This is a genomic window from Leifsonia psychrotolerans (genome assembly GCF_013410665.1).
Lineage (GTDB): Bacteria > Actinomycetota > Actinomycetes > Actinomycetales > Microbacteriaceae > Cryobacterium > Cryobacterium psychrotolerans_A.
Window position 1 is genome coordinate 2,775,689 of the sequence record NZ_JACCFM010000001.1, and the last position, 21,133, is coordinate 2,796,821.

Consider the following 21,133-nt stretch of genomic DNA (forward strand, 5'->3'; position numbering starts at 1 on the left):
AGCCCACCCCGTTGGTCGAGCCCGTCGAGACCCCCGCCGGACAACCCCCAGAACGCACCCAACGTTCAAAGACCGACGCACGAGATCTCGACACGCTCGATCAGCGGGGTTATACGCCCCGCACCGGCGGTCGAGCCCACACCGTCGGTCGAGCCCACACCGTCGGTCGAGCCCACCCCGTCGGTCGAGCCCGCACCGTCGGTCGAGCCTGTCGAGACCCCCGCCAGCCAACCCCCAGAACGCACCCAACGTTCAAAGACCGACGCACGAGATCTCGACACGCTCGATCAGCGGGGTTGTACGCCCCGCACCGTCGGTCGAGCCCGCACCGGCGGTCGAGCCCACCCCGTCGGTCGAGCCCGCACCGTTGGTCGAGCCCGCACCGTTGGTCGAGCCCGCACCGTTGGTCGAGCCTGCACCGTCGGTCGAGCCTGTCGAGACCCCCGCCAGCCAACCCCCAGAACGCACCCAACGTTCAAAGACCGACGCACGAGATCTCGACACGCTCGATCAGCGGGGTTATACGCCCCACCCCGTCGGTCGAGCCCGCACCGGCGGTCGAGCCCACACCGTCCGTCGAGCCCACACCGTCCGTCGAGCCCACACCGTCGGTCGAGCCTGCACCGTCGGTCGAGCCCGTCGAGACCCCCGCCAGCCAACCCCCAGAACGTACCCAACGTTCAAAGACCGACGCACGAGATCTCGACACGCTCGATCAGCGGGGTTGTACGCCCCGCACCGGCGGTCGAGCCCGCACCGTTGGTCGAGCCCGTCGAGACCCCCGCCAACCAACCCCCAGAACGCACCCAACGTTCAAAGACCGACGCACGAGATCTCGACACGCTCGATCAGCGGGGTTATACGCCCCACCCCGTCGGTCGAGCCTGCACCGTCGGTCGAGCGCGCACCGGCGGTCGAGCCCGCACCGTTGGTCGAGCCCACCCCGTTGGTCGAGCCTGTCGAGACCCCCGCCAACCAACCCCCAGAACGCACCCAACGTTCAAAGACCGACGCACGAGATCTCGACACGCTCGATCAGCGGGGTTATACGCCCCACCCCGGCGGTCGAGCCCGCACCGTTGGTCGAGCCTGCACCGGCGGTCGAGCCTGTCGAGACCCCCGCCAGCCAACCCCCAGAACGCACCCAACGTTCAAAAACCGACGCACGAGATCTCGACACGCTCGATCAGCGGGGTTATACGCCCCACCCCGTCGGTCGAGCCCGCACCGGCGGTCGAGCCCGCACCGGCGGTCGAGCCCGCACCGGCGGTCGAGCCCGCACCGTTGGTCGAGCCCACACCGTCCGTCGAGCCCGCACCGTCGGTCGAGCCCGCACCGTTGGTCGAGCCCGTCGAGACCCCCGCCAACCAACGCCCAGAACGCACCCAACGTTCAAAGACCGACGCACGAGATCTCGACACGCTCGATCAGCGGGGTTATACGCCCCGCACCGTCGGTCGAGCCCGTCGAGACCCCCGCCAGCCAACCCCCAGAACGCACCCAACGTTCAAAGACCGACGCACGAGATCTCGACACGCTCGATCAGCGGGGTTGTACGCCCCGCACCGGCGGTCGAGCCCGCACCGTTGGTCGAGCCTGTCGAGACCCCCGCCGGACAACGCCCAGAACGCGCCCAACGTTCAAAGACCGACGCACGAGATCTCGACACGCTCGATCAGCGCGGGTTGCACGATCAGCGAGGGTTGGCCGATCAGCGCGGGTTGCACGATCAGCGCGGGTTGGCCGGTGTGGCTCGCCCTACGCGTCACAGTGGCCGCGAGCGGCACACCGCGCAGCGACTAGACCCGGGTGAGGGCGGTGATGCGCTCGGCGGCGTGCGGGTAAGCCGCGACGAACTCGTCACGGTCGGCCAGCACGAACTCCTCCTGGGTGTAGCCCGGCGACATCGTGGTGCCGACGAAGCTCCACACTCCGGCACTCGATGATCCCTGCCAGACGCCGCCGGGCACCGGGAACTGCGGAACCTGGCCGGCCGCCACATCCGGGCCGAGCACGGGCTCCTCGACTGTGCCATCGGCGTGCAGCAGAAAGAGTTGAACGGGATCTCCGGCGTACCAGTGGTACACCTCGACCGAATCAAGTTTGTGCAGGGCCGAAAAGTCCGGTGCGACGAGCATGTAATAGATCGCCGACGAGAATGCGTCCTTGTAGGACTCCTTGTAAAGCCCGCCCTCGTGCGGCAGCGGCTTGAGGCCGAGCGTCGTGGCGATCAGCGCGGCATCCGGCGGGAGCACCGGCACAGTGGTGTGCGCGGTGCCCGCCATATTCTCGTGCGTCATGAGGCGAGAGCCTGGCCTCTCTTGCGGAAGGACCGGCTGGCAAACAGAAGCGCGATCAGCGTCACGACGTACGGCGCCGCATCGGTGATCTGGGCCGGGAAGCCGTTGCCCTGCAGGCGGAAACCAATCGCTTCGGCAAAGCCGAACAGCACACACGCTCCGAGCGTGGCCCACGGGTTGGCCCGGGCGAGCATCACGGCGACGACTGCGATCCAGCCACGACCGGCCGACATGTTCTCGGCGAACTGCACCACGTTGCCAAGGGCCAGCTGGGCGCCGGCCAGACCGGTGAGGGCACCCGCCACAAGAACGGCACCGTACTGGTACCGCGTGGGGCTGATGCCGAGGGTCTTCGCGGCCAGCGGTCGCTCCCCCACGCCACGCAGGCGCATCCCGAGCGGCGAACGGAACAGCACAACGCTGATGACGGGCACCAGGATAAGCGCGAGGTAGCCAAGCAGGGTGAGGTTGAACACCGCGGGGCCGATCCACGGAATCTCAGACAGGAACGGGATGGGGTAGGTGGGCAGGCCCTTGATGTCGGGGCTCTGGAACACGCCCTGCACGTGGAAGAACGCCACCATCAGGAAGCTCGTGACACCCACCGCCAGGATGTTCATCGCCACACCCAACACGATCGGGTCGGCTTTGCGAGTGATGGTGCCGAACGACAAGATCATCGAGAACGCCATCGAAACCAGGATGGCGACGATCACGCCGACCAGGGCGTTGCCGGCGAAGAACGAACCGGCAACGGCACCGAAGGCGCCGACCAGCATCAGGCCCTCGAGGGCGATGTTGAAGATTCCGGCGCGCTCGCAGATCAGTCCGGCGAGGGCAGCGAGCAGGATCGGAATCATGGCGCGAACGACGGACTCGATCAGTGCGGCGTCAATGAGGCTTGACCAGTCCATCAGACTCTTCCCACTTCTTCCTCGAGTTGTTCTTGATCGGCGACTGGTTCGACGAGCGTTCGTTTCTTCCGGCGCGGGAGGGCGACGCGGAAGGCGATCAGCACGATCACGATGCCCTGGATGACACCGGAGATCTGGGGCGACAGCGCCAGGTCGCGGCCCACTGCGGTGCCACCGGCGATGATCGCGGCGAAGAACAGCCCCGCCACGACGACACCGATCGGGCTGAAGGAGGCCAGCAGTGCGACGAGGAGCCCAGTCCAGGCGTAGTTCGTGCCGATCAGAGCCCCGTCGACGATGCGTGTGGAGGGCGCACCGATCACGAGCATCACGCCGATCAGACCCGAGATACCCCCGCTCAGCATCATGGTGCGCGTTGTCATCCAGCCGGTGCGCACTCCGGAGTAGCGGGCGAAGTCCGGGTTGAGCCCATTGGCGCCCGACTCAAAACCGAACTTGGTGCGAGTGTTCATGAAGATCACGATGACGACGATGACGGCGACGACAATCAGACTCAGGTTGACCGTACGCGCGAGCACCGTGATGACGTTGTCTTTGCCCAGCGTGTGCAAGAGGAGCTGGCCAAGATCAGATTTCGGGGGCGCAAACAGCGGGATCTGCACGGCCGGATCGAACGGGTGCGAGGCCACCTGGGACGTCTCGGGGTCTTTCAGCGGGAACCGCACAAGCCAGGAGGCGAAGTAGCGCGCCGGGTAGTTGAGCAGAAGCGTCGTGATCAGTAGGGGAACGCCCGGCCACATCTGCATCGCCGCCGCAAGGACGCCCCAGAATGCGCCGACAACGACACCGACGAGGCAGGCGACAAGGATGACGAGAACCGGCGGGCCCGGCATGTTCAGCGCGACAATTCCGCCGAACAGACCGCCCAGCACCATCTGACCTTCGGCGCCCAGGTTGATCACGCCGGCGCGGAAGGCCACCGCGATCGCGATCGCCATTCCGATCAGGGGGATGGCCCGCTGCATCGTGTTTGCGAAGCCGATGCCGGTTCCGAGCGAACCGTCGAACATCGACTGGAATCCCGCGATGGGGTCGGCGCCAGCCATCAGGATGAACACCCCGCCGATCGCGAAAGCAAGAATGATCGACGTCGGGATCGGGCCTCTCAGCCAGTCCAGCGAGCGCTGCGCGAACGACTCGTTCATACTGCGTCCTCCGCAGCCCGGCCACCGGCCATGAGCAGGCCGAGTTCGGATTCGGTCGCGGTGGCAGCGTCGAGCTCCGCGACGATTCGCCCTTCGAACATCACAAGGATCCTTCCTGACAGGCTCAGAATTTCGGAGAGTTCGGCAGAAATCAGCAGAACCGCTCCCCCACGATCCCGGTACTCGGTGATCTCACGGTGAATTGATTCGATCGCGCCGACGTCCACGCCGCGCGTGGGCTGCTCGGAGATCAGAACGGGCGACTCGTAGTCGAGTTCACGCGCCACCACGATCTTCTGCAGGTTTCCACCGGAGAGCGTTCCGACTGCCGTGCTCGGCGAGGCGATCTTGATGCCGAAGCGTTTGATCAAACGTTGGGCCTGCTCGACCATGCGCGACCGACTCAACAGCCCGTGTTTGAGCAGTGGAGCTGTGCGGTGGTGCCCCATCGAGAGATTGAGCGCGGCATCCGCTGTGGGTGCCGTTCCGACGCCATGGCGGTCCTCGGGAATGTATGAGATGCCGGCATCGCGGCGCGCTCGCACCCCGCCGCTCGAGACGTCGTCGCTTCCGACCGTGACGGTACCGCCCGTGGTGCGGCGCATCCCCACGATGGCCTCAGCAAGTTCGGATTGCCCGTTACCGGCGACACCGGCGATGCCGACGATTTCGCCCTTGTGCACCGTGAGGTCGACGTTGTCGACGGCGAGACGGTTGCCGTTTCCGGGTACTGTCACGCCGCGCACCGTCAAAATCGCCTCTCCAGGCGGGTTCGCGGCCGGGGCGGTCGACAGGTCGACATCACGCCCGACCATATGCCGAGTGATCTCTGCGGCAGAGCTCTCGGCCGTCACCAGACGGGCGACGACACGGCCATCGCGCAGAACAGTGACCCGGTCGGAGAGCTCCATGACTTCGCGCATCTTGTGCGTGATGAAAATGATCGTGCGGCCATCGGCTTTGAGGGCGCGCAGCACGTCGAAAAGCCGGTCGGTCTCTTGCGGAGTGAGCACCGCGGTCGGCTCATCGAGGATGAGCACCTTCGCATCGCGGTACAGAGCCTTGATGATTTCGACCCGCTGCAGCACGCCGACCGGAACCGAGTCCACGCGTGCGGACGGATCGACGGCCAAACCGTAGCGCTCGGAGATCGCGGCGACCTGCGCCTTGGCCTCACGCTGATCGATCAAACCAGAACGGGTGGGCTCCTGCCCGAAGATCACGTTCTCGGCGATGGTCAGCGAGGGAAAAAGTTTGAATGATTGGAAAACCATGCCAATACCGGCCTGGATGGCATCTTGCGGAGAGGCGAAGTTCACCTTGTCGCCACGCACGTAGATTTCGCCTTCATCAGGCTGGTACAGCCCAGCCAGAATCGACATCAGAATCGACTTGCCGGCACCGTTCTCGCCCATCAGGGCATGGATCTCACCGGTTTCAACCGAAAAAGAGACGTTGTCGTCGGCGAGCACACCGGGGAACCGCTTGGTAATGCCCTGCATGTCAATTTCGAGCGTCACGACTACTCCTCAAGAAATTCCCGTTGCCGTGCAACGAAGTCAAAGCTCTCGGATCGGCACGCAGTGCGTGCCGATCCGAGAGCAACTGCCGCTTTAGGCGACGAGTGGACCCTAGCCCTGCAGGGGGTCGGGAATGGTGATCTCGCCATCGATGATCTTCTGCTTGGCAGCAGCGAGCTGAGCGACGACGTCCGGGTGCTCCATGACGGTGCACTGGCTGGTTTCGGCATCCTTCGACAGGCTGACGATGTCCATTCCACCCTCGGCCAGTCCGTACGAGCTCACGCCTTCGGCCGTTCCGTCGAGGATCTTGCCGATCTCGGAGACAAGCACAACGTTCGCGTACTTGAGCGAGCCGTCGCCGACGACGCCGGGAGCGTCGGGGCACTGGTTCACGTCGACGCCGTAGCTGGTGAAGCTCTGTGCGTCAGCGGCTTCAAAGATTCCGCCGTTCGAGCCTGCTCCCACAGCGAAGATCTGGTCACGGCCGGTGGCGGCCATGGCGAGCGCCTGCTCCTTGCCCTTGGCCGGGTCGGCGAACGGGTTCGTTCCACCGATGAACAGCTGCGAGTCTTCGATTGCCGGGTTGACGCTCTTCGCGCCGAGCGCGAAGGAGTCGGTGTAACGGTGCAGGAAGGGGATGTCGACCGAGGCGACCGAACCAATCTTGTTGGTCTTGGTCAGCGCGCCGGCCTCGATGCCGAGCAGGTAGGACGGCTCGTACTCACGGAAAACGGCACAGTGCAGGTTCGCCGGTGCGTCTGCCGGGCAGGCGTCGATGAGCAGGAATTCCTGGTCGGCGTTGGCTTCGGCGAATTCCTTCGACAGGTCTTCGTAGTTGAAGCCCATCATCGTGATGACGTCGGGGGCTTCACCCACGGCAGCCTCAAGGTTCGCCCGTGCGGTCTCGGCGTTGTTCTGGCCTTCGAAGACCTTGGAGGTGCCGCCGAACTTCTTGGCTGCTTCCTCGATGCCGACCTTGCCGGACTCGAGGAACTTGTTGATGCCGATCGGCTCGAAGGTGACGTAGATGAAAGACTTCTCCGTCTTTCCGTTGCTTACGTTGTCACCCGTGGCAGCTCCGCCTGCGGAACAACCGGTCAGCAGGAGTGCTCCTGCCGCGATGGCTGCGGAGATCCCTACGAATTTATGCGTCTTCATGGATGTTGTTGCCCCTTCGTTTGGTTAAACAGTACGCGTTGGACCGAGGTCGACATTACGCATGGTCTGGCCAAGAGCCGGCCGAACGATGCGACGATCGGTCACAATTGCCGTGATCAGATCGTGCGGCGTCACGTCGAACGCCGGATTGACGGTGCGCGTGCCCTCGGGAGCGGTGCGCAGACCGGCGAAGTTGGTCACTTCCTCTGAACCGCGGTCTTCGATCTCGATGTCCTCACCGGTCTCGGTGTTGACGTCGACCGTGGACTCCGGAGCGACAACAATGAACGGCACGCCGGCACGCTGTGCGGCGAGCGCGAGCGAGAACGAGCCCACCTTGTTGGCCGTGTCGCCGTTGGCGGCAATGCGATCGGCGCCGATGAAAACGGCATCCGCGATTCCGCGCGAGAGCAAGAATGGGCCGGCCGAATCGACGAGGAGACGGAACGGTGCACCCATCTGGGTGAGCTCCCAGGCCGTCAGACGAGCGCCCTGCAGCAGCGGGCGAGTTTCGACCGGGAATGCTTCTTCAAGCCAGCCCTGTTCGAAGATCGTCTGGATGACGCCGAGCGCCGTTCCGCGCTCGACCGCGGCCAGGCCACCGGTGTTGCAAATGGTCATGATGCGGGCCTTCTCGCGCGTGACGAGCGAGCGCACCAGGTCGGCCCCGTAGAGGCCCATCGAGATGGATGCGGCGACGTCTTCATCGCGAATGGCGAGCGCCTCGGTCAGAACGGCCGCCGGCCCCTCGTCAATGCGCTTCATCACACGGTCGACGCCCCAGGACAGGTTGACGGCGGTCGGACGCGCTTCGCGCAGCAGCGCAGCGTTCGCATGCACCTCGTCGAGGCTCGACGCCTGCTGGGCAATCATTGCCACACCGAGGGCACCGGCTACACCGAGGGCCGGCGCGCCGCGCACGGCCAGACGCTGGATGTCGACGATCAAATCGTCCAGCGTGGTGATCCGTCGCTTCTCGAGTGCGCCGGGCAGTCGGGTCTGGTCGATGAGCTCAATAGCTCCATCAATCCAGTCGATGGTGCGAACCATGTGTTTCCTTTCGGTTGACAGATGTCATACAACTGGGGCCAGCCTAGTATTTGCCCTCGAGCCCGTCAACAAACCAAAGCAACCTGCCAGATCACGATGTGACCCGCCCTGTCAGCGCGGGCGTGGCACGATCTTCGAAGTCCAGAGTCCGCTGAAAAGAATCAGCGTCGCCGCACCGGTCACGACCCAGAATGCGTGCGAATATCCGGATGCGTCGGCGAGCGCCCCGGCGATCGGCGCGCTCACTGCGGTGCCGGCCACGAGTCCGCTCGACATCAGTGTCATCACAACCGTCACACGATCGGTCGGGGCGGTGTACGACGCGACGGCGAAGATGCTCACCAGAGCCGGCCCGACGCCGAGGCCGATGCAGAACATCGTGATGAGCAGCGCCGGAACCGAGTGCACCATCGGCAGGAAGAGTGAGCCCATGAGCACGATTGCGGCACCGGCGACCCAGCGCCACGGCAGCCAGAACCGGGAGGGCAGCGCGGCGGTGGCCAATGCCGTCAATGCCGAGCCGATTCCCATCGCACCGTAGAGGAAACCAGCGTCGGCGACGTTGCCTCGCTCCCCGGCAAAGGCCGTCACGGCGGTCAGCATCGCACCGAACACCATACCCACGCTCAACATGCCGAACACGGGCACCGAGACCCGGGGGTTGAAAAGCTTCTTCATCGGGGTGCGCAGGGCGCGCGCGATACCGTTCGGTTTCACCGCCTCGACGGTTCGGTGGTTCGCAAACCAGCTCACGAAGATGAAGGTCACGACGGCGGCCACAATCAGTGGGGAGTACTCGCCCCACACGAGTGCGGCGGCACCCACCGCGACGGGTCCGAAAACGAAGGTCAGTTCATCCGCCATCGACTCCCAGCCCATCGCGGCGGCGAGCGTGCGGTCGGCCCCCGGAGCACCATGCTGTGCCTGCACCAGGGCGATCCATCGTGCCCGCGCCAACGGCCCGACCTGCGGTGCGCTGAATCCGATCAGGAACGACAACAGCAGAATGAAGCCCAGGTGACTGTCGATCTTCACCAGTCCGACGAGACCGAGCATGACAAGGCCGTTGAACACTCCAACCACCTGCACCACCACACGTTGCCCGTAACGATCGGCCAGGGCGCCGACCAGCGGCGCTCCGATGGCCGAACCGAGGCCCAGCGCGCCCGAGGCGATTCCGCCCTCGCCATAGGAATCCCGAGCCCAGGCGACAAGCAGCGTGACACCGACCGTGAACATGGCCAGAGGAAACCGCGCCAGGAAGCCCAGTGGCAGAAAGACGTAGCCGGCAAGCCGCGGCAATCCGCGGTAACCACCGCGCTGGTCGTCGCTCGTCACGGTCAGCCCTCGTGCGCGGCCGAGTGTGCGAGCAGCGAGGCGGCCGCGAGCTCTCGCAGGATTGTGGGCTCATCCGCCGTCAGCAGTGCACGATCGCGCACCACGACACGGCCGTCGCTCACCGTGTGTCGCACGTCAGACGCCGATGCGCCATAGACGATGCGCGACCACGGGTCGGGGGTCGGCGCACTCGCGAGGGTGTCGGTGTGCACCACCTGGATGTCGGCGCGCATGCCGACGGCGAGGGTGCCGACATCCGTCAGCCCGAGGCTGCGCGCACCGTCGGCGGTGCCGAGACGCACGGCACGCTCGGCGTTGATCAGTGTCGGGTCCTGCGAGACGCCCTTGTGCAGAAGCGCGGCCATGCGCACCGTCTGCATCATGTCGAGGCTGCCCGTGGATGCCGCGCCGTCGGTGCCGAGCGCGACGCTCGCTCCCGCGGCGAGCAGGTCGGGCACGCGCGCAATGCCGCAGGCGATCTTGAGGTTCGAAATGGGCGCGTGCGCGACGGTGGCGCCGATGCGGGCGATCGTGGCGATCTCGTCGTCGGTGAGGTGCACCGCGTGGGCGAGAACCGTTGTGTCGGTGACCAGTCCAGCCTCATCGAGGACGGCGAGTGGGCGGGCGTCGTGCTGTGCGGCGACGAGGGCGATCTCGCCGCTGCTCTCGGCGCAGTGCGTGTGGATGCGGGCACCGAACCGGGCCGCGAGTTCGCTCACGCGACGCAGCTGTTCGCTGCCCAACGTGTACGCGGAGTGCGGCATGAGCCAGAGGTTGTCGTTGGGCGCATCCGCACGGTTCTCGGTCAGGATTCGTTCGGCCTGCACGAGCATGGCGTCGAAGTCGTTGCCCTCGGGGTCGACGTCGCCCATCAGCGTCGGGCCGTTGATCAGGCGAAAGCCCAGCTCGCGGGCGACGGCACGCGAGGTCTGCGGGTACCAGTACATGTCGAGGGCCGTCGTGGTGCCGCCCAGCAGGCTCTCGGCCATTGCCGCGCGGGCGCCGATCGCAACGGTCTCTGCACTCAGAACGCGACGCTCTGCGCCGATCAGACGGTCAAGGAAGGTCTCGAGCGTGACGTCGTCTGTCGCACCCCGGAACAGGTTCATGGCGAGGTGCGCGTGGGTGTTCACCCATCCCGGCAGCGCACTGCACCCCGCGCCGTCGAGCACCTCCGTGGCGGTGTAGCGGGCCGAGATCTGCGGCTCGTCGCCGATGCCCACGATCACGCCGTCGTTGATGGCGATCGCACCGGCCGTGATCACGGTGCCCGCCTCATCGACGGTGAGAATCGTGTCGGCTCGAACAATCAGGTCAATGGATTCGCGCGTCTCGGTCATGGTGGCTCCTTCTGTAGTGCGGGGAATGCTCCCCCGCAGAACACGCGCACCACGCGACCAACACCATCGGTGTGAACTTCGGTCTCAGCCTCGGCCGTGGCCGTGCGCGGACGTCAGTGACAGTTGTAGGACAAGTGACGTTCGACGACGTGTTGATTTTGCTAGAGTATGGCCCACCGTCGCAGTTCGTCAAATAGTTTTGAGTGCCGCCACCTCGAGAGGCCACCATGCAATTCCATCACACAGACCTTGTCGATCAGCTGATCGCCGCGGGCCGTACCGTCGTCGAACGCGGCCTCGCCCTCGCCAGCGGCGGCAACCTCTCGGCCCGCGTTCCCGGCTCCGACAGTTTTATCGTGACGCGCTCCGGGGCCTGGCTCAACAGTCTGGTCCCGGACGACTTCTCGGTGCTCGGCCCTGACGGCCAGGTGATCTCCGGCAGCGCGCATCCGTCGTCGGAGTGGAAGCTGCACGCCTACAGCTACCAAGCCCGTCCCGATGCGAATGCGATCGTGCACGTGCACCCGCAGATGGCCGTGTTGCTGGATGCGCTCGGCGCCGAGATTCGCCTGATCACGCTGGACCACGCCTATTACGTGCGGTCGGTCGGTCGAACCCCTTACTACCCGAACGGTTCCGACGAGCTGGCGCGCACGGCTGCCGAGCAGGCACGCGAGCACGATTGCGTGATTCAGGGCAACCACGGCTGTTCGACGCTGGGGGCGAATGTCGAGATGGCACTGCGGCGCGCGCTGAACCTTGAGGAGGCGGCGACTCTCACCTACCGCGCCCTCGCCCTGGGCGACACGACGACGGCGTTCCCGCGCGACGCGTTTGAGGGGCTCGCGCACAGCTAGCTGAGCGCCGATCGGCTCGGAAACGCCCCGTTGCCGAGCCCCCGCCCTGACCGTAGTGTCACAGCATGACGACTCGAGAAGTGCGATTGACGTCGCTGCCCCACGGCAGTATCACGGCCGAGAACTTTGGCGTGTTCGACGCCGACATGGGCCGGGCAGAATCAGGACAAGTGCGGGTGCGAGTGCGGCGCCTGGGAGTCAATGCCGGTCTTGCCGGGCGGATCGGCGGCTCGGCAACGGCGTACGGTCCCGGAATCGGCGTGGGCGATGTTCCCGCCAGCGATGCCATCGTCGAGGTCATCGACTCGACCGACCCCGCCTTTCGACCGGGAGATCTGGCGGTGGGAAAGAGCCCGTGGCGAATCGAGTCGGTGCTCGACTCCGCCGACCTGCGCGCGATACCCCGTCCGAAATCCGACGACGAGCTCACCTCGTACCTGACGATCCTCGGGCACGTCGGGTTCACCGCCTACACGGGCTTGACCCAGTTCGGCGAGGTGCGCTCCAGTGACGTTGTCGCAATCTCCGGGGCGGCCGGCGGTGTCGGCAGTTGCGCGGTTCAATTCGCCAAGGCCCGCGGCGCGACCGTCATCGGCATCGCGGGTTCCGCACAGAAGGTCGCGCTGTTGACAGACGTGCTCGGTGCCGACCGCGCCATCAACCGCCACGACGGAGCGGTCGTCGACCAGTTGCGCCACGCGGCGCCCGGCGGAATCGACCTGTTCTACGACAACGTCGGCGGGGAACAACTCGAGGCCGCCCTCGAGGTCTTGAACCCGCACGGGCGCGTGGTGATTTGCGGGGCCATCGGGCAGCCAGCCGGCCCTGCTAACTACCGCAACCTGATCTATCAGGAACTGACCATGCGCGGGTTCACCGTCACGGCGCACGAGGAGGGCCGCCCGGCCTTCGAGGCCGAAGTCGGTGCCTGGCTGCGCGAGGGAGTGGTGCAGAGTGTGCACACGCTCTACGCCGGCCTGGACAGAATTCCGGATGCGTTCGCGTCGATGCTGAGCGGCGGAACGACGGGGCGGGCCATCGTCACACTGGACTGACACCCACGCTGACAGCGGTGTTATTGTGCGGATATGGCTACTGTTCTCGCATGGCTAGCCGGATCCGGTGTTGTGCAAGGGATCATCATGGGCGCCACTCTGTCGTTCCTGACCGCGATCCTCATCCTGAACGCCGTGGGCCGAAGAATCACAACGACCGTCAACGGGTGGAGCGCCATCCGTGCCTGCGGCCAAGCTGACAACGGACTCCTCGTGCGCGCCGCCTGCGCCAAAGCGCTGCCGCTGGTCAACGTTTTTGAGGAGGCCGCGTATTGGACGACGACGACGGATGCCTCCGGGCAGAAGCTGGCCGGCCGATATGGCTACGTCCTGCGCTTTGCAGCCGGGCAGCTTCCGCCGAATGACGCCTTCTGGTCGCTCACTCCGACCGATGTCGCCGGGTACATGGTGAACAATTCCGCTCACCGCTCGAGTGTGGGCGACCGTTCGAATCTCGCAAAAAATGTCGACGGCTCGGTCGATATCTACCTTCAGCATCAGGCCCCGGCCGGGCGCGAGCGCAACTGGCTGCCCACTCCGGCCGCAGACTTCAAGCTGATGCTCCGCGTGTACCTGCCCGGTGGGTCGATTCTCGACGGCACGTATCAGGTGCCGCCCGTCGTCAAGGAGCTGAGATGAACCGTCTCATTCTGAGGAACGGCCCTCGCGTTACAGCTGTCATCCTGATCATTTTTGCCTTTGTCGTCTACCAGCGGATCTCTCGCGGATGGAGCGACGTCGTCGTACTCGCCATCGCCGCAGTCATCGTGTGGGCGATCGGCGTACCGGCGTTCATCCTGCTCTGGCCGCGTCTGACGGTCGGCGGCTATAAGAGGGCGATCGTCAAGCGTGGCTTCGGTGCCGGCCCGATCCCCGTGAACACCCTGTACGCCGTGCCCCACACCTCTTCCCCGACCGGATCGTATGGGAGCCTGATGGCCACCGGAGCCGACGACTTGCTCTACCTGGGCGGCTGGCTCGACGTGAGGGGCGGGCCCCACGTGCTGCACGTGCCCAACATGGCCGGCCGCTACTACAACGTGCAGTTCACCGATCCGTCGGATGGCGCCAATTTTGCCTACGTTGGCACACGGACGACGGGAACCGAGGCCGGCGATTATCTTCTCACCGGGCCCGGCTGGACGGGCACCGTTCCGAACGGCCTGACACGGATCGCCGTGCCGCACACTTCCGCCCTCGTCATCGGCCGCGTCTTCGTTGCGAGCGAGAGCGACCTTCCGGTTGCCTACTCGTTGGCGCAGCAAATCCAGCTGGCGCCGCTCACTCAGCAGCGCTGAACGAATCAAGCCTCGTTCGACCAGTGCACCCCACACCAACAGTGTCAGCGCATCCGTCGACTCTCGCCAATGCGGTCGAGTTCCGCTCGCGCACCTGCACAATTCGACCGCAGCGGACGAAGTGGGCGGGCCGGACACCGTGCGGACACAACAAAAAACCCCGTCTCTATCGAGACGGGGTTTATCTGTGCGCCCGGAGGGATTCGAACCCCCAACCTTCTGTTCCGTAGTCCACCCTCCGAACAGGGCGAGCCCGGCGCCGCTCGTTGCCCCGTTCTTGCTCGCGTTTGCCCTGGTCAACGCGGCCATTCAGGGGGTACGCGCATGAACGAGCGAGTGCTCGACGGCTACGCCTGCACCGAGTGCCACGCTGAGCCCGAGCGCATGGTGCCGGCCGGATTCGGTGAGCGCGGCCAGCTGTTCCGCTGCGCCGACGGATGCGGCCCGAGGATCGAGTGCAAGCTCTGCGCTGCTACCTTCGAGGGCGACCGCACCGAGGCCCGGCGGGCACACTGGGAGCCGTTCTCGACCAGCACGCAGCACGACCTCGACCACGGCCCGATGGTCTGCACCGACTGCATCGGGCATCTGCTCGAAGGACTGCTCGACGCCATGCGCAAAGCACCGGCGTCCGCTTGGACGGGGGCGCACCTATGAGCATGATGACTGGCTGGTGGCGTTCAACCGTAGATCGCCACGAGGAGGCCGCTGCGCGCGGCGAGCACGACGAGCATTGCGAATGGCGAAGCGTTGAACTGGACGGCATCACTGTCGGAGTGTTCGGGCTGTGTCACTGCTCGAAGCGCCGACGCGAAGCGAAGGGGTTCGGCGAGCTGCCCACCGATGATCTCTATTTCCCACCGCCATCGTGCACCCGCTGTGACGAAGATCTCCACTTCGACGAGGGGTGGTACTGCGAGACGTGCTGCGTGCGGTGGAGCGAACGCGGTGACGAGCCCGAGTTCACAGACACATACGGCGACGATCTCGCTGCGGAGAGCGCAGCTTGGGAGGCGGCGGCTACAGCTAGGCATAGCGCCACCCGTTCCGAGACCCCCAACCACGAGATTGGGGACTAGCGCCCATGCCTCGGGGGGTTCAGGCAAAACCATACGGTTATCAGATGTTCTCTGATGATTGGGCGAAAGCCATTGATGACTATCTCGACGTGCAGCGCGCCGGAGGGTCGCCGAGCACCACGCTCGGCTCACGCCGGCAGCACCTACAACACCTCGCCCGGCGCGTCGACGCCGCCGGGCCGTGGGCGGTCACCGCTGACCAGCTCGTGCAGTACGCGTCGAAACAAGTCTGGATGCCCGAGACCCGGCGAGGCCGACGGTCGTCGTTTCGGAGCTTCTACGGGTGGGCGGTGGCGGTGGGCAGGGTCGACGAAAATATCTCGCTTGCTCTGCCCCGAGTGAAGGCTCAGCAGGGCAAGGCCCGCCCGATCCCGGATCGGCTCTACAAGGCCGCACTCGCGTTCGCTGACGACCGCGTGAGCTTAATCCTGCGGCTCGCGCACGACGCGGGCCTGCGCCGTGGTGAGATCGCGGTAATCCATACCCACGACGTGTTTGAAGACCTCGACGGCTGGTCCCTGCTCGTGCACGGCAAGGGCGGCAAAGAACGCTACGTGCCTCTGACGAACCGCCTAGCCCTCGACCTGCGCACGCTACCGATTGGGTGGGCGTTCCCCGGCGACGAGGCCGGACACCTCTCGGCACGATGGGTCGGCAAGCTCGCCACGAAAGCTCTGCCGGAGCCGTGGACGATCCACACGCTGCGGCACAGCTTCGCCTCGCGCACGTACGTCGAGAGTGACCTGTTCGTTGTGCAGGAGCTACTGGGGCACGCTTCACCCGCGACGACACGCATCTACGTGAAGGTGCCCAACGCCGCCCTACGGCGCGCTGTCCTCGCTGCCGCCTCCTGACATGGTCGACGTGTTCGCGGTCGGCATCACGTTCAGCACGACCGCGCCGAGCCCCGCCCACATGGCGACCTCGTTCGCGCTCATGAAGCCGTAGAACGCGACGACGGCTCCCGCTGCGATCAGCACCCGGTACAGGTACGCGCGGGCCTTCTGGCTGGGCATCTTGGGTTTCATGTGAGCAGTCCTTCCGGTGGTGGTGGTGGCGGGGCCGGTTTGCCCCGGTAGATGTGATTGATCAGGTCTTGGATGTAGAGCCATTGGGCGCGGTTGGTGGCCTCTAATTCCTCGACGCGTGCTTCAAGCTCACGGATGCGCTTGCTGCGGCCGCTGAGCCACGCGCCGACGGCGGCGACGACGGCGAGGATCATCGCGAGGACCCCGTCGAGGCGCTCGCTCATGAGGCCGGCGGGCCCGGCTTCGGCGCGGTGGGCATGACGGGGTGGCCATTCCACGACGGGATGAGCTTCGTGATGAGGTCGCCGAGCATCTTGCGTAGGCCGGCCTTCGGGTCGGTGAGCGCCCACACGACCACGTCAAGCTTCTTGTGTACGGCCCCGCCGGTGCCGTCGTGCAGCGCGTTCAGTTGAGGCCGGACGCGTTCGCTGAGCATCCAGTGAACCTCGGCCAGCATCTTCTCTTGTACGGGTGTCATATCGTCCTCCAATGGGGTCGTGCCAGCGCCCGCGGTCGCGGATCTGGCGAGGGTTTCGGTGCCGTGTCGGAGCGACCAGCCCCGGTACTCGGGCAGCTTGTAGTCAAGGAAATGGATCAGGCCGAGCGCAGTGCCGAGACTCGACACTCTTGACGACGCCATGAGCAGCGTGCCGCCGCCGAGGTCGAACGCGACATGGCCGTCGCCGCCGACGCCCGACCAGTAGTGCAGAGCGCCGCGTGGGGCCGTCGTCCAATCGGGGTTGAGCCACCCGGACGCGTCCCCGGCAAGCTGCGCCGAGGCGAACGACCGGGTGAAGCCACCGGCACGCCAGATCAGCGACTCGCACCAGCCCGCCCATGACTTCCCGTCCCGGGTCGGGTGGGCTCGGGCGTAGTCGAGGGCCTGGTCGATGGTGTTCGTCATGGTCATCCTTCGGTTGTCGCGGTGACGGTCATAACGCCGGTGTGAAAGCTCCACTCGACGGTGCGGATCGTGTACGTCTGCGGGCGTGTGACCCCGTCGATGCTGAGTTTGAGGGCGTAGCCGGGATAGCAGTACAGGTCGATCTGGGCGGTGAGAGTAAGGGTGCGGCCGCGCTGCTTCGCCCGGGCGACTTGCTTGTCGGCGAGGTTCGCAGCCGGGGCCGGGCGCGGCTCGGTCGTGACGATGCCGCGGGTATGTGACCCCGAGCCGGATCGTTGCAGCTCGGTCACTTGTGCGCCGGCGGCGTTGGTGTAGGTGAACTTGACCAGCACACCGTCCGCCCAATCGCCGCGCCGGGAGCGTGTCTCCCGGGCGGAGAAGAGCTGACCGTTTTCGCCGTCGGAGAATGTCTTACTACCGATGATCCCGGGCCCCGGGGACGAGGACCGTTTGCTCGTGATGAACGACCCGTATTCGTCGCCGTAGAGTCGGCAATCGATCGCGGCTAGTTCCGCCTCGCACAGTTGCGCTGCGGTGTCTCCGGGACGCCATTGCCGACGCTCGCCCGCCGGCAGCGCGGTCGAGGACACAATCGCATCAGTGACGGCCAGAACCTGCCCGGTGTCGGCAACGGCATACTGTGCCAGCGCAAAGACGGTCGTGGCACCGGTGTCGAGGGCTGCGGTCGCAAGGCGACGCTTGGACTCCAGGAGCACCTCGCCGGATGAGGCGGTGATCGTGACCCGGCCCGACAGAATGTTCTCTTCGACGTCGGTGATCCAGGCTTTCCCATTCAGGGTGCTCTCACTACCCGCACGCGGGAATGAGTCGGTGAGCACGGTCCCCGTGGCGGTATCGGTGATTGTTTGGCGCGTCTTGAAGACGAAGAACGGGGCCGGTGCGCGGCGCGGGTCAAGGGCGGCGTAGAGGGTCGCGCCGGGGTGCTCAATCACGACCGTGTATGTGAGGTACGGCACCCGATCCATATCAAGCGATGGCGTGAACTCCAACACGGCAAGCGAGGCTCCCTCGAACTTGACCGCGTGTGTGAACTCTTCGACGCGGGTCACGAGGTCACCTCCCGGAACGGAACACGTACAAGCCAGAGCCGCCGCGTCTCGTCCTCCAGCTCGATCTCCAGGTCACCGTCGGCGACGACCAAGCGCATTCCTGCGAGCGGCTGACTCGTGTCGAGGAAGTCGAACGCGGCGAGCTGAGCGAACAATGTGACGGCCGCGTGAGCGGATGCCGCATCCGGGTAGAGCAGCTCCAGCGCACCCTTGCGGAGGGTTAGCGGTAGGAGCGTGACGGCGGGCGACGACGCGTTCAACCGGTCGTGCACGATCGTGCGTGCCCCCCGGGCCGCGGTGTACCCGGTCGCGAAGATCGGTGCCGTGATGTCGGCGTCGGCGTACTTGGAGAAGATGCTTTCGCTGGCGTGAGGGGAACCCTTCCACGTGTACAGCTCGCCAGCGTCTCCGTCAAAATACGTTCCGGCTGTCGGCGACTCCTCGACCATCACAGCATCAACATCAAGCGAGACGCCTGACTTGTACCACTGCGACGGGGTGCTGAACGCCACGACGGCGCGTGCAGTCACCGCGCCGACTGGCACAACGGCACCCTCGCTCGCACGGAGTTCCCACGTAGCCGACGTAATCGGGGTTGCCATGCCCGCCGCCGTACTCAGCAGCGCGTCCCCCGAATCACGAAACTCGATGTCTAGACGCACAGAGGCGGGAAGGGCCAGCGCGGAGCCAACCCGAACCCGTGCGCTGACGCTGATCGTGCGACCCGGCTTAGGTGTGAACGCTGAATAGATCGTGACGGGTGAGGCCGTTGGTGCGGCAGTCAAAGTGACCCGGTACACGGATGCGCCGACGTACGCCGAAGCGGAGGCAGTCTTACCGGCGAGCGGCGCGGCACCACCGGCGACACTATGACCCCACCCGAATGCATCACCCTCCACCGATGGATCGGGGCAGAGGTTCGTGCGGAGCGTGACCTTCCGGCGAGGTACCCGGGTGAGCGTGGTGGCCATTAGGTGATCTTCCTTCCGTTGGTGTCGACGATCGTGGCCACGATTCGCACCTGGCGTTCCTCGACGAACTTGTCGAGCTGCCTATCGGCGGCGGTCGTGTCGAGCTTCGCGGTGATCGTCGTCGTGCGCGGCTTCGCGGCGACCTGGTCGAGCTGCTTGTCGGCGGCCGTCGTGTCCGCTTTCGCTTCGACCTTCGTGCTGCGTGTCTTCTTCTCCTGCTCGGTCAGCTTCTCCTCGGCCTTCGCAGTCTCGGGAGTCACGGTGAGCGTCGCGGTGAGGTCTGCGCCGTCGAGGATGTCCTGACCACCACCGACCGCGTTACGGATCGTGTCGACGTACTGCTGGCCGAGGCCGGAATCGATGATGCTTTGCAGCATCGGCGCGAAGTCCACGCCCTGATCGACGAGCGCCTGCACCTCTTCCGTCGACAGGCCGAAGTCGGTAGCCATCTTCTGAACATTCGTGTTGAACGACGAGGTGGCGGCAATGCGTGCGTTGATGCCGTCGATGTAGCGCTGCGGCTCAAGCGCTTTAGTCTCTTCGTTGACGAAGTCGCCGTAAGCTCCGACCGCGTCATCGATCGCCGACTGATAGTTCTCGACGGCGGCAGCTTTCAATTCAAGCTCGCGGCCGCCGGCCTTCGCATAGTTCTCTTCGGCCTCGGCCGCTTCTTTCGCGACGCTGATCGACTGGCCGAGGTAGCCCATATAGGTGCGCTGCGCATCGGCCTGCTTCATGAGCTGCGAGTAACGTTTCCCCCCGGCATTCGTCGTCGTATCCTGCGCGTCGGCCTCGTCCTCGAGCTGCTTGCGGTATCGATCGCCTTCTCGCCACAGGTCTTTTAGTCCCTTGGCATTTCCGGAGTATGCCTGGGCAAGGTCTTTGAAGCTCGACCCGGAATCCTTCGCGGTCTTGGCCAGCTTGGCAAGGTTGATGCCGTCCGACTCGGTGGCAAGGTCTTGCAACTTCCCGATGAGGAAGTCCATCGAGGCCACACCGAGATCACCGGTGGTGATGTACTCGGATGCAAGGTCACGCGTGCGCTCCTTGACCTCCTCGGTGGCTGTCGCCGCGTCACCCATCGCGGCCATGATTAGACCGATTCCGAGCGCACCGGCCGCTCCGAGCGCCATTCCCATCGGACCCATGTCCGAGACGATCCCGCCGAGCGTGCCCTGGATGCCGTCCGCGAATCCCTGAGCCGAGCCGTCGAACGACGACAGCGTCTCTGACAGGTTCGCCTTTGCTTCGTCGCCGAGCGTCTCCAGGTCGCGGGAGGCGGCCGACGTGGCATCTTTCGTATTTCGTTTGAGTGCACCGCCGCCCTTCTCCGAACCAGCGGCCATTGCCTTGCCAAGCTCGGACTGTTCCTTCTTGAAATCGGAGGTCTCTTCGCTGGCTTTCTCAAATGCTTTTTCGAGCTTCTTTCCCGCTTTGTCGCCGTCCTTGGCTACGTCGTCGAGGGCATCCGATGCGCCTTCTAGCGGCTCGATGACACCCTTCTTGACTCCGGAGGTGAACTCGCGGGTATCGGACGCAATGCCGATGCTGATGCCCTTGGCCATGCCTATCTCTTCTCAATCAGTTCATAGAACGTGCGCACCGTGGTCTGAACCCAAAGCGACGCGAGCCGGGGGATGATGTTCGCTACGGCGGGCATGACTACATAGCCGGCTTTATTGCGGGGCCGAAGCTGCGACTGTGTCCGGCGGGTTACCTTGAACTTCTTGCCCTTGGAGCTCGTAGCTGTATAGGTGGTCTTCTTCGATTGGTCGGCACCGAACTCGGCACCGCCGACGATCTCCGAGGGCTTGAGCCCGCCGGACAACGACTTGCCGATGTGCGCCGACTTGAGCGTCACGTTCTGGTCGGACACGGCGACGCGGGCGGTCGCTGCGAGCACCCGCTGTTCGAGCGGAGTGGATGCCCGCGAGGCGATCGCTTCCTTCCACTCCGGCTCGATCATCGCCTTCGTGACCTGGCGTATCTGCTTCGCCAGCTCCCGGTCCAGCCCCTTCATCAGCAGGATGACGCCCTGCAACTCCTTCGAGTTGAAGACACTGATTCGGGAGCTCATGGCCG

General features: G+C 65.3%; 25 protein-coding genes. 6 read left to right on the plus strand and 19 right to left on the minus strand.

The window, feature by feature from the left end; genetic code table 11:
- Positions 1-65 precede the first annotated feature (65 nt).
- The 12 genes from HNR05_RS12715 to HNR05_RS12765 form a co-directional block, all read right to left on the minus strand.
- Positions 66-245: a hypothetical protein gene (locus tag HNR05_RS12715; protein WP_179579476.1), complete on the minus strand. Its 180-nt coding sequence runs from the start codon at positions 243-245 to the stop codon at positions 66-68.
- 7 nt (positions 246-252) lie between these two features.
- The gene (locus tag HNR05_RS12720; RefSeq protein WP_179579478.1) at positions 253-468 is read right to left on the minus strand and encodes a hypothetical protein; all 216 of its coding nucleotides are present in this window, start codon (positions 466-468) and stop codon (positions 253-255) included.
- Positions 469-813: 345 nt separating this feature from the next.
- Entirely contained in the window at positions 814-993 is a 180-nt protein-coding gene (locus HNR05_RS17390) for a hypothetical protein (RefSeq protein WP_218868890.1), read from the minus strand.
- A 158-nt stretch (positions 994-1,151) separates the two neighbouring features.
- Positions 1,152-1,385 carry a hypothetical protein gene (locus HNR05_RS12725; RefSeq protein WP_179579480.1) on the minus strand — a complete coding sequence of 78 codons (234 nt, stop codon included), beginning with the start codon at positions 1,383-1,385 and terminating at the stop codon, positions 1,152-1,154.
- Positions 1,386-1,799: 414 nt separating this feature from the next.
- A complete protein-coding gene (locus tag HNR05_RS12730) occupies positions 1,800-2,300 on the minus strand; it encodes a cupin domain-containing protein (RefSeq protein WP_179579482.1) in 501 nt (166 codons plus the stop codon).
- The gene (locus HNR05_RS12735) at positions 2,297-3,214 is read right to left on the minus strand and encodes an ABC transporter permease (protein ID WP_179579484.1); all 918 of its coding nucleotides are present in this window, start codon (positions 3,212-3,214) and stop codon (positions 2,297-2,299) included. The genes HNR05_RS12730 and HNR05_RS12735 overlap by 4 nt, the downstream gene beginning before the upstream one ends.
- The gene (locus HNR05_RS12740; RefSeq protein ID WP_179579486.1) at positions 3,214-4,380 is read right to left on the minus strand and encodes an ABC transporter permease; all 1,167 of its coding nucleotides are present in this window, start codon (positions 4,378-4,380) and stop codon (positions 3,214-3,216) included. Before HNR05_RS12740 ends, HNR05_RS12735 begins: the two co-directional genes overlap by 1 nt.
- Positions 4,377-5,900, minus strand: coding sequence for an ABC transporter ATP-binding protein (locus tag HNR05_RS12745; protein ID WP_343062588.1), 1,524 nt, complete (start codon positions 5,898-5,900; stop codon positions 4,377-4,379). The genes HNR05_RS12740 and HNR05_RS12745 overlap by 4 nt, the downstream gene beginning before the upstream one ends.
- A 111-nt stretch (positions 5,901-6,011) precedes the next feature.
- Positions 6,012-7,061, minus strand: coding sequence for a BMP family ABC transporter substrate-binding protein (locus HNR05_RS12750; protein ID WP_179579488.1), 1,050 nt, complete (start codon positions 7,059-7,061; stop codon positions 6,012-6,014).
- Between the two features lie 24 nt (positions 7,062-7,085).
- Entirely contained in the window at positions 7,086-8,111 is a 1,026-nt protein-coding gene (gene mtnA / locus HNR05_RS12755) for an S-methyl-5-thioribose-1-phosphate isomerase (protein ID WP_179579489.1), read from the minus strand.
- A gap of 111 nt (positions 8,112-8,222) precedes the next feature.
- Entirely contained in the window at positions 8,223-9,449 is a 1,227-nt protein-coding gene (locus HNR05_RS12760; RefSeq protein WP_179579490.1) for an MFS transporter, read from the minus strand.
- A 2-nt stretch (positions 9,450-9,451) separates the two neighbouring features.
- A complete protein-coding gene (locus tag HNR05_RS12765) occupies positions 9,452-10,789 on the minus strand; it encodes an amidohydrolase family protein (RefSeq protein ID WP_179579491.1) in 1,338 nt (445 codons plus the stop codon).
- A 227-nt stretch (positions 10,790-11,016) separates the two neighbouring features.
- Between HNR05_RS12765 and HNR05_RS12770 the strand changes: the two genes are divergently transcribed.
- From HNR05_RS12770 to HNR05_RS12795, 6 genes are all read left to right on the plus strand, one after another.
- On the plus strand, positions 11,017-11,646 hold the full coding sequence (locus HNR05_RS12770; RefSeq protein WP_179579492.1) for a class II aldolase/adducin family protein: 630 nt from the start codon (positions 11,017-11,019) through the stop codon (positions 11,644-11,646).
- Positions 11,647-11,711: 65 nt separating this feature from the next.
- Positions 11,712-12,701, plus strand: coding sequence for an MDR family NADP-dependent oxidoreductase (locus tag HNR05_RS12775; protein ID WP_179579493.1), 990 nt, complete (start codon positions 11,712-11,714; stop codon positions 12,699-12,701).
- Positions 12,702-12,734: 33 nt separating this feature from the next.
- Entirely contained in the window at positions 12,735-13,340 is a 606-nt protein-coding gene (locus HNR05_RS12780; RefSeq protein ID WP_179579494.1) for a DUF1214 domain-containing protein, read from the plus strand.
- Positions 13,337-13,999 (plus strand): DUF1254 domain-containing protein, encoded by a 663-nt coding sequence (locus HNR05_RS12785; protein ID WP_179579495.1) that lies wholly within the window; start codon positions 13,337-13,339, stop codon positions 13,997-13,999. The genes HNR05_RS12780 and HNR05_RS12785 overlap by 4 nt, the downstream gene beginning before the upstream one ends.
- Positions 14,000-14,323: 324 nt before the next feature.
- The gene (locus HNR05_RS12790) at positions 14,324-14,656 is read left to right on the plus strand and encodes a hypothetical protein (protein WP_179579496.1); all 333 of its coding nucleotides are present in this window, start codon (positions 14,324-14,326) and stop codon (positions 14,654-14,656) included.
- Between the two features lie 466 nt (positions 14,657-15,122).
- Positions 15,123-15,932 (plus strand): tyrosine-type recombinase/integrase, encoded by an 810-nt coding sequence (locus tag HNR05_RS12795; RefSeq protein ID WP_179579497.1) that lies wholly within the window; start codon positions 15,123-15,125, stop codon positions 15,930-15,932.
- Here HNR05_RS12795 and HNR05_RS12800 read toward each other — a convergent pair.
- From HNR05_RS12800 to HNR05_RS12830, 7 genes are read right to left on the minus strand one after another with little or no spacing between them, the layout of a single operon-like run.
- Positions 15,900-16,106: a phage holin gene (locus HNR05_RS12800; RefSeq protein ID WP_179579498.1), complete on the minus strand. Its 207-nt coding sequence runs from the start codon at positions 16,104-16,106 to the stop codon at positions 15,900-15,902. The two genes, HNR05_RS12795 and HNR05_RS12800, sit on opposite strands and share 33 nt — an antisense overlap.
- Positions 16,103-16,330, minus strand: coding sequence for a hypothetical protein (locus HNR05_RS12805; RefSeq protein ID WP_179579499.1), 228 nt, complete (start codon positions 16,328-16,330; stop codon positions 16,103-16,105). The genes HNR05_RS12800 and HNR05_RS12805 overlap by 4 nt, the downstream gene beginning before the upstream one ends.
- Positions 16,327-17,010: a hypothetical protein gene (locus HNR05_RS12810; protein ID WP_179579500.1), complete on the minus strand. Its 684-nt coding sequence runs from the start codon at positions 17,008-17,010 to the stop codon at positions 16,327-16,329. Before HNR05_RS12810 ends, HNR05_RS12805 begins: the two co-directional genes overlap by 4 nt.
- Before the next feature lie 2 nt (positions 17,011-17,012).
- Positions 17,013-18,080 carry a hypothetical protein gene (locus tag HNR05_RS12815; protein WP_179579501.1) on the minus strand — a complete coding sequence of 356 codons (1,068 nt, stop codon included), beginning with the start codon at positions 18,078-18,080 and terminating at the stop codon, positions 17,013-17,015.
- Positions 18,077-19,051: a hypothetical protein gene (locus HNR05_RS12820; RefSeq protein ID WP_179579502.1), complete on the minus strand. Its 975-nt coding sequence runs from the start codon at positions 19,049-19,051 to the stop codon at positions 18,077-18,079. The genes HNR05_RS12815 and HNR05_RS12820 overlap by 4 nt, the downstream gene beginning before the upstream one ends.
- The gene (locus HNR05_RS12825; RefSeq protein WP_179579503.1) at positions 19,051-20,616 is read right to left on the minus strand and encodes a hypothetical protein; all 1,566 of its coding nucleotides are present in this window, start codon (positions 20,614-20,616) and stop codon (positions 19,051-19,053) included. Before HNR05_RS12825 ends, HNR05_RS12820 begins: the two co-directional genes overlap by 1 nt.
- 2 nt (positions 20,617-20,618) lie before the next feature.
- Positions 20,619-21,128 carry a hypothetical protein gene (locus tag HNR05_RS12830; protein WP_179579504.1) on the minus strand — a complete coding sequence of 170 codons (510 nt, stop codon included), beginning with the start codon at positions 21,126-21,128 and terminating at the stop codon, positions 20,619-20,621.
- Positions 21,129-21,133: the final 5 nt, after the last annotated feature.

Bases quoted from the DNA above. Each gene is read 5' to 3' on its own strand.
- HNR05_RS12730 (WP_179579482.1), bottom strand. From the start codon at position 2,300: ATGACGCACGAGAATATGGCGGGCACCGCGCACACCACTGTGCCGGTG.
- HNR05_RS12735 (WP_179579484.1), bottom strand. From the start codon at position 3,214: ATGGACTGGTCAAGCCTCATTGACGCCGCACTGATCGAGTCCGTCGTT.
- HNR05_RS12740 (WP_179579486.1), bottom strand. From the start codon at position 4,380: ATGAACGAGTCGTTCGCGCAGCGCTCGCTGGACTGGCTGAGAGGCCCG.
- HNR05_RS12750 (WP_179579488.1), bottom strand. From the start codon at position 7,061: ATGAAGACGCATAAATTCGTAGGGATCTCCGCAGCCATCGCGGCAGGA.
- mtnA (WP_179579489.1), bottom strand. From the start codon at position 8,111: ATGGTTCGCACCATCGACTGGATTGATGGAGCTATTGAGCTCATCGAC.
- HNR05_RS12765 (WP_179579491.1), bottom strand. From the start codon at position 10,789: ATGACCGAGACGCGCGAATCCATTGACCTGATTGTTCGAGCCGACACG.
- HNR05_RS12770 (WP_179579492.1), top strand. From the start codon at position 11,017: ATGCAATTCCATCACACAGACCTTGTCGATCAGCTGATCGCCGCGGGC.
- HNR05_RS12775 (WP_179579493.1), top strand. From the start codon at position 11,712: ATGACGACTCGAGAAGTGCGATTGACGTCGCTGCCCCACGGCAGTATC.
- HNR05_RS12780 (WP_179579494.1), top strand. From the start codon at position 12,735: ATGGCTACTGTTCTCGCATGGCTAGCCGGATCCGGTGTTGTGCAAGGG.
- HNR05_RS12785 (WP_179579495.1), top strand. From the start codon at position 13,337: ATGAACCGTCTCATTCTGAGGAACGGCCCTCGCGTTACAGCTGTCATC.
- HNR05_RS12790 (WP_179579496.1), top strand. From the start codon at position 14,324: ATGAACGAGCGAGTGCTCGACGGCTACGCCTGCACCGAGTGCCACGCT.
- HNR05_RS12795 (WP_179579497.1), top strand. From the start codon at position 15,123: ATGTTCTCTGATGATTGGGCGAAAGCCATTGATGACTATCTCGACGTG.
- HNR05_RS12800 (WP_179579498.1), bottom strand. From the start codon at position 16,106: ATGAAACCCAAGATGCCCAGCCAGAAGGCCCGCGCGTACCTGTACCGG.
- HNR05_RS12805 (WP_179579499.1), bottom strand. From the start codon at position 16,330: ATGAGCGAGCGCCTCGACGGGGTCCTCGCGATGATCCTCGCCGTCGTC.
- HNR05_RS12810 (WP_179579500.1), bottom strand. From the start codon at position 17,010: ATGACGAACACCATCGACCAGGCCCTCGACTACGCCCGAGCCCACCCG.
- HNR05_RS12820 (WP_179579502.1), bottom strand. From the start codon at position 19,051: ATGGCCACCACGCTCACCCGGGTACCTCGCCGGAAGGTCACGCTCCGC.
- HNR05_RS12825 (WP_179579503.1), bottom strand. From the start codon at position 20,616: ATGGCCAAGGGCATCAGCATCGGCATTGCGTCCGATACCCGCGAGTTC.
- HNR05_RS12830 (WP_179579504.1), bottom strand. From the start codon at position 21,128: ATGAGCTCCCGAATCAGTGTCTTCAACTCGAAGGAGTTGCAGGGCGTC.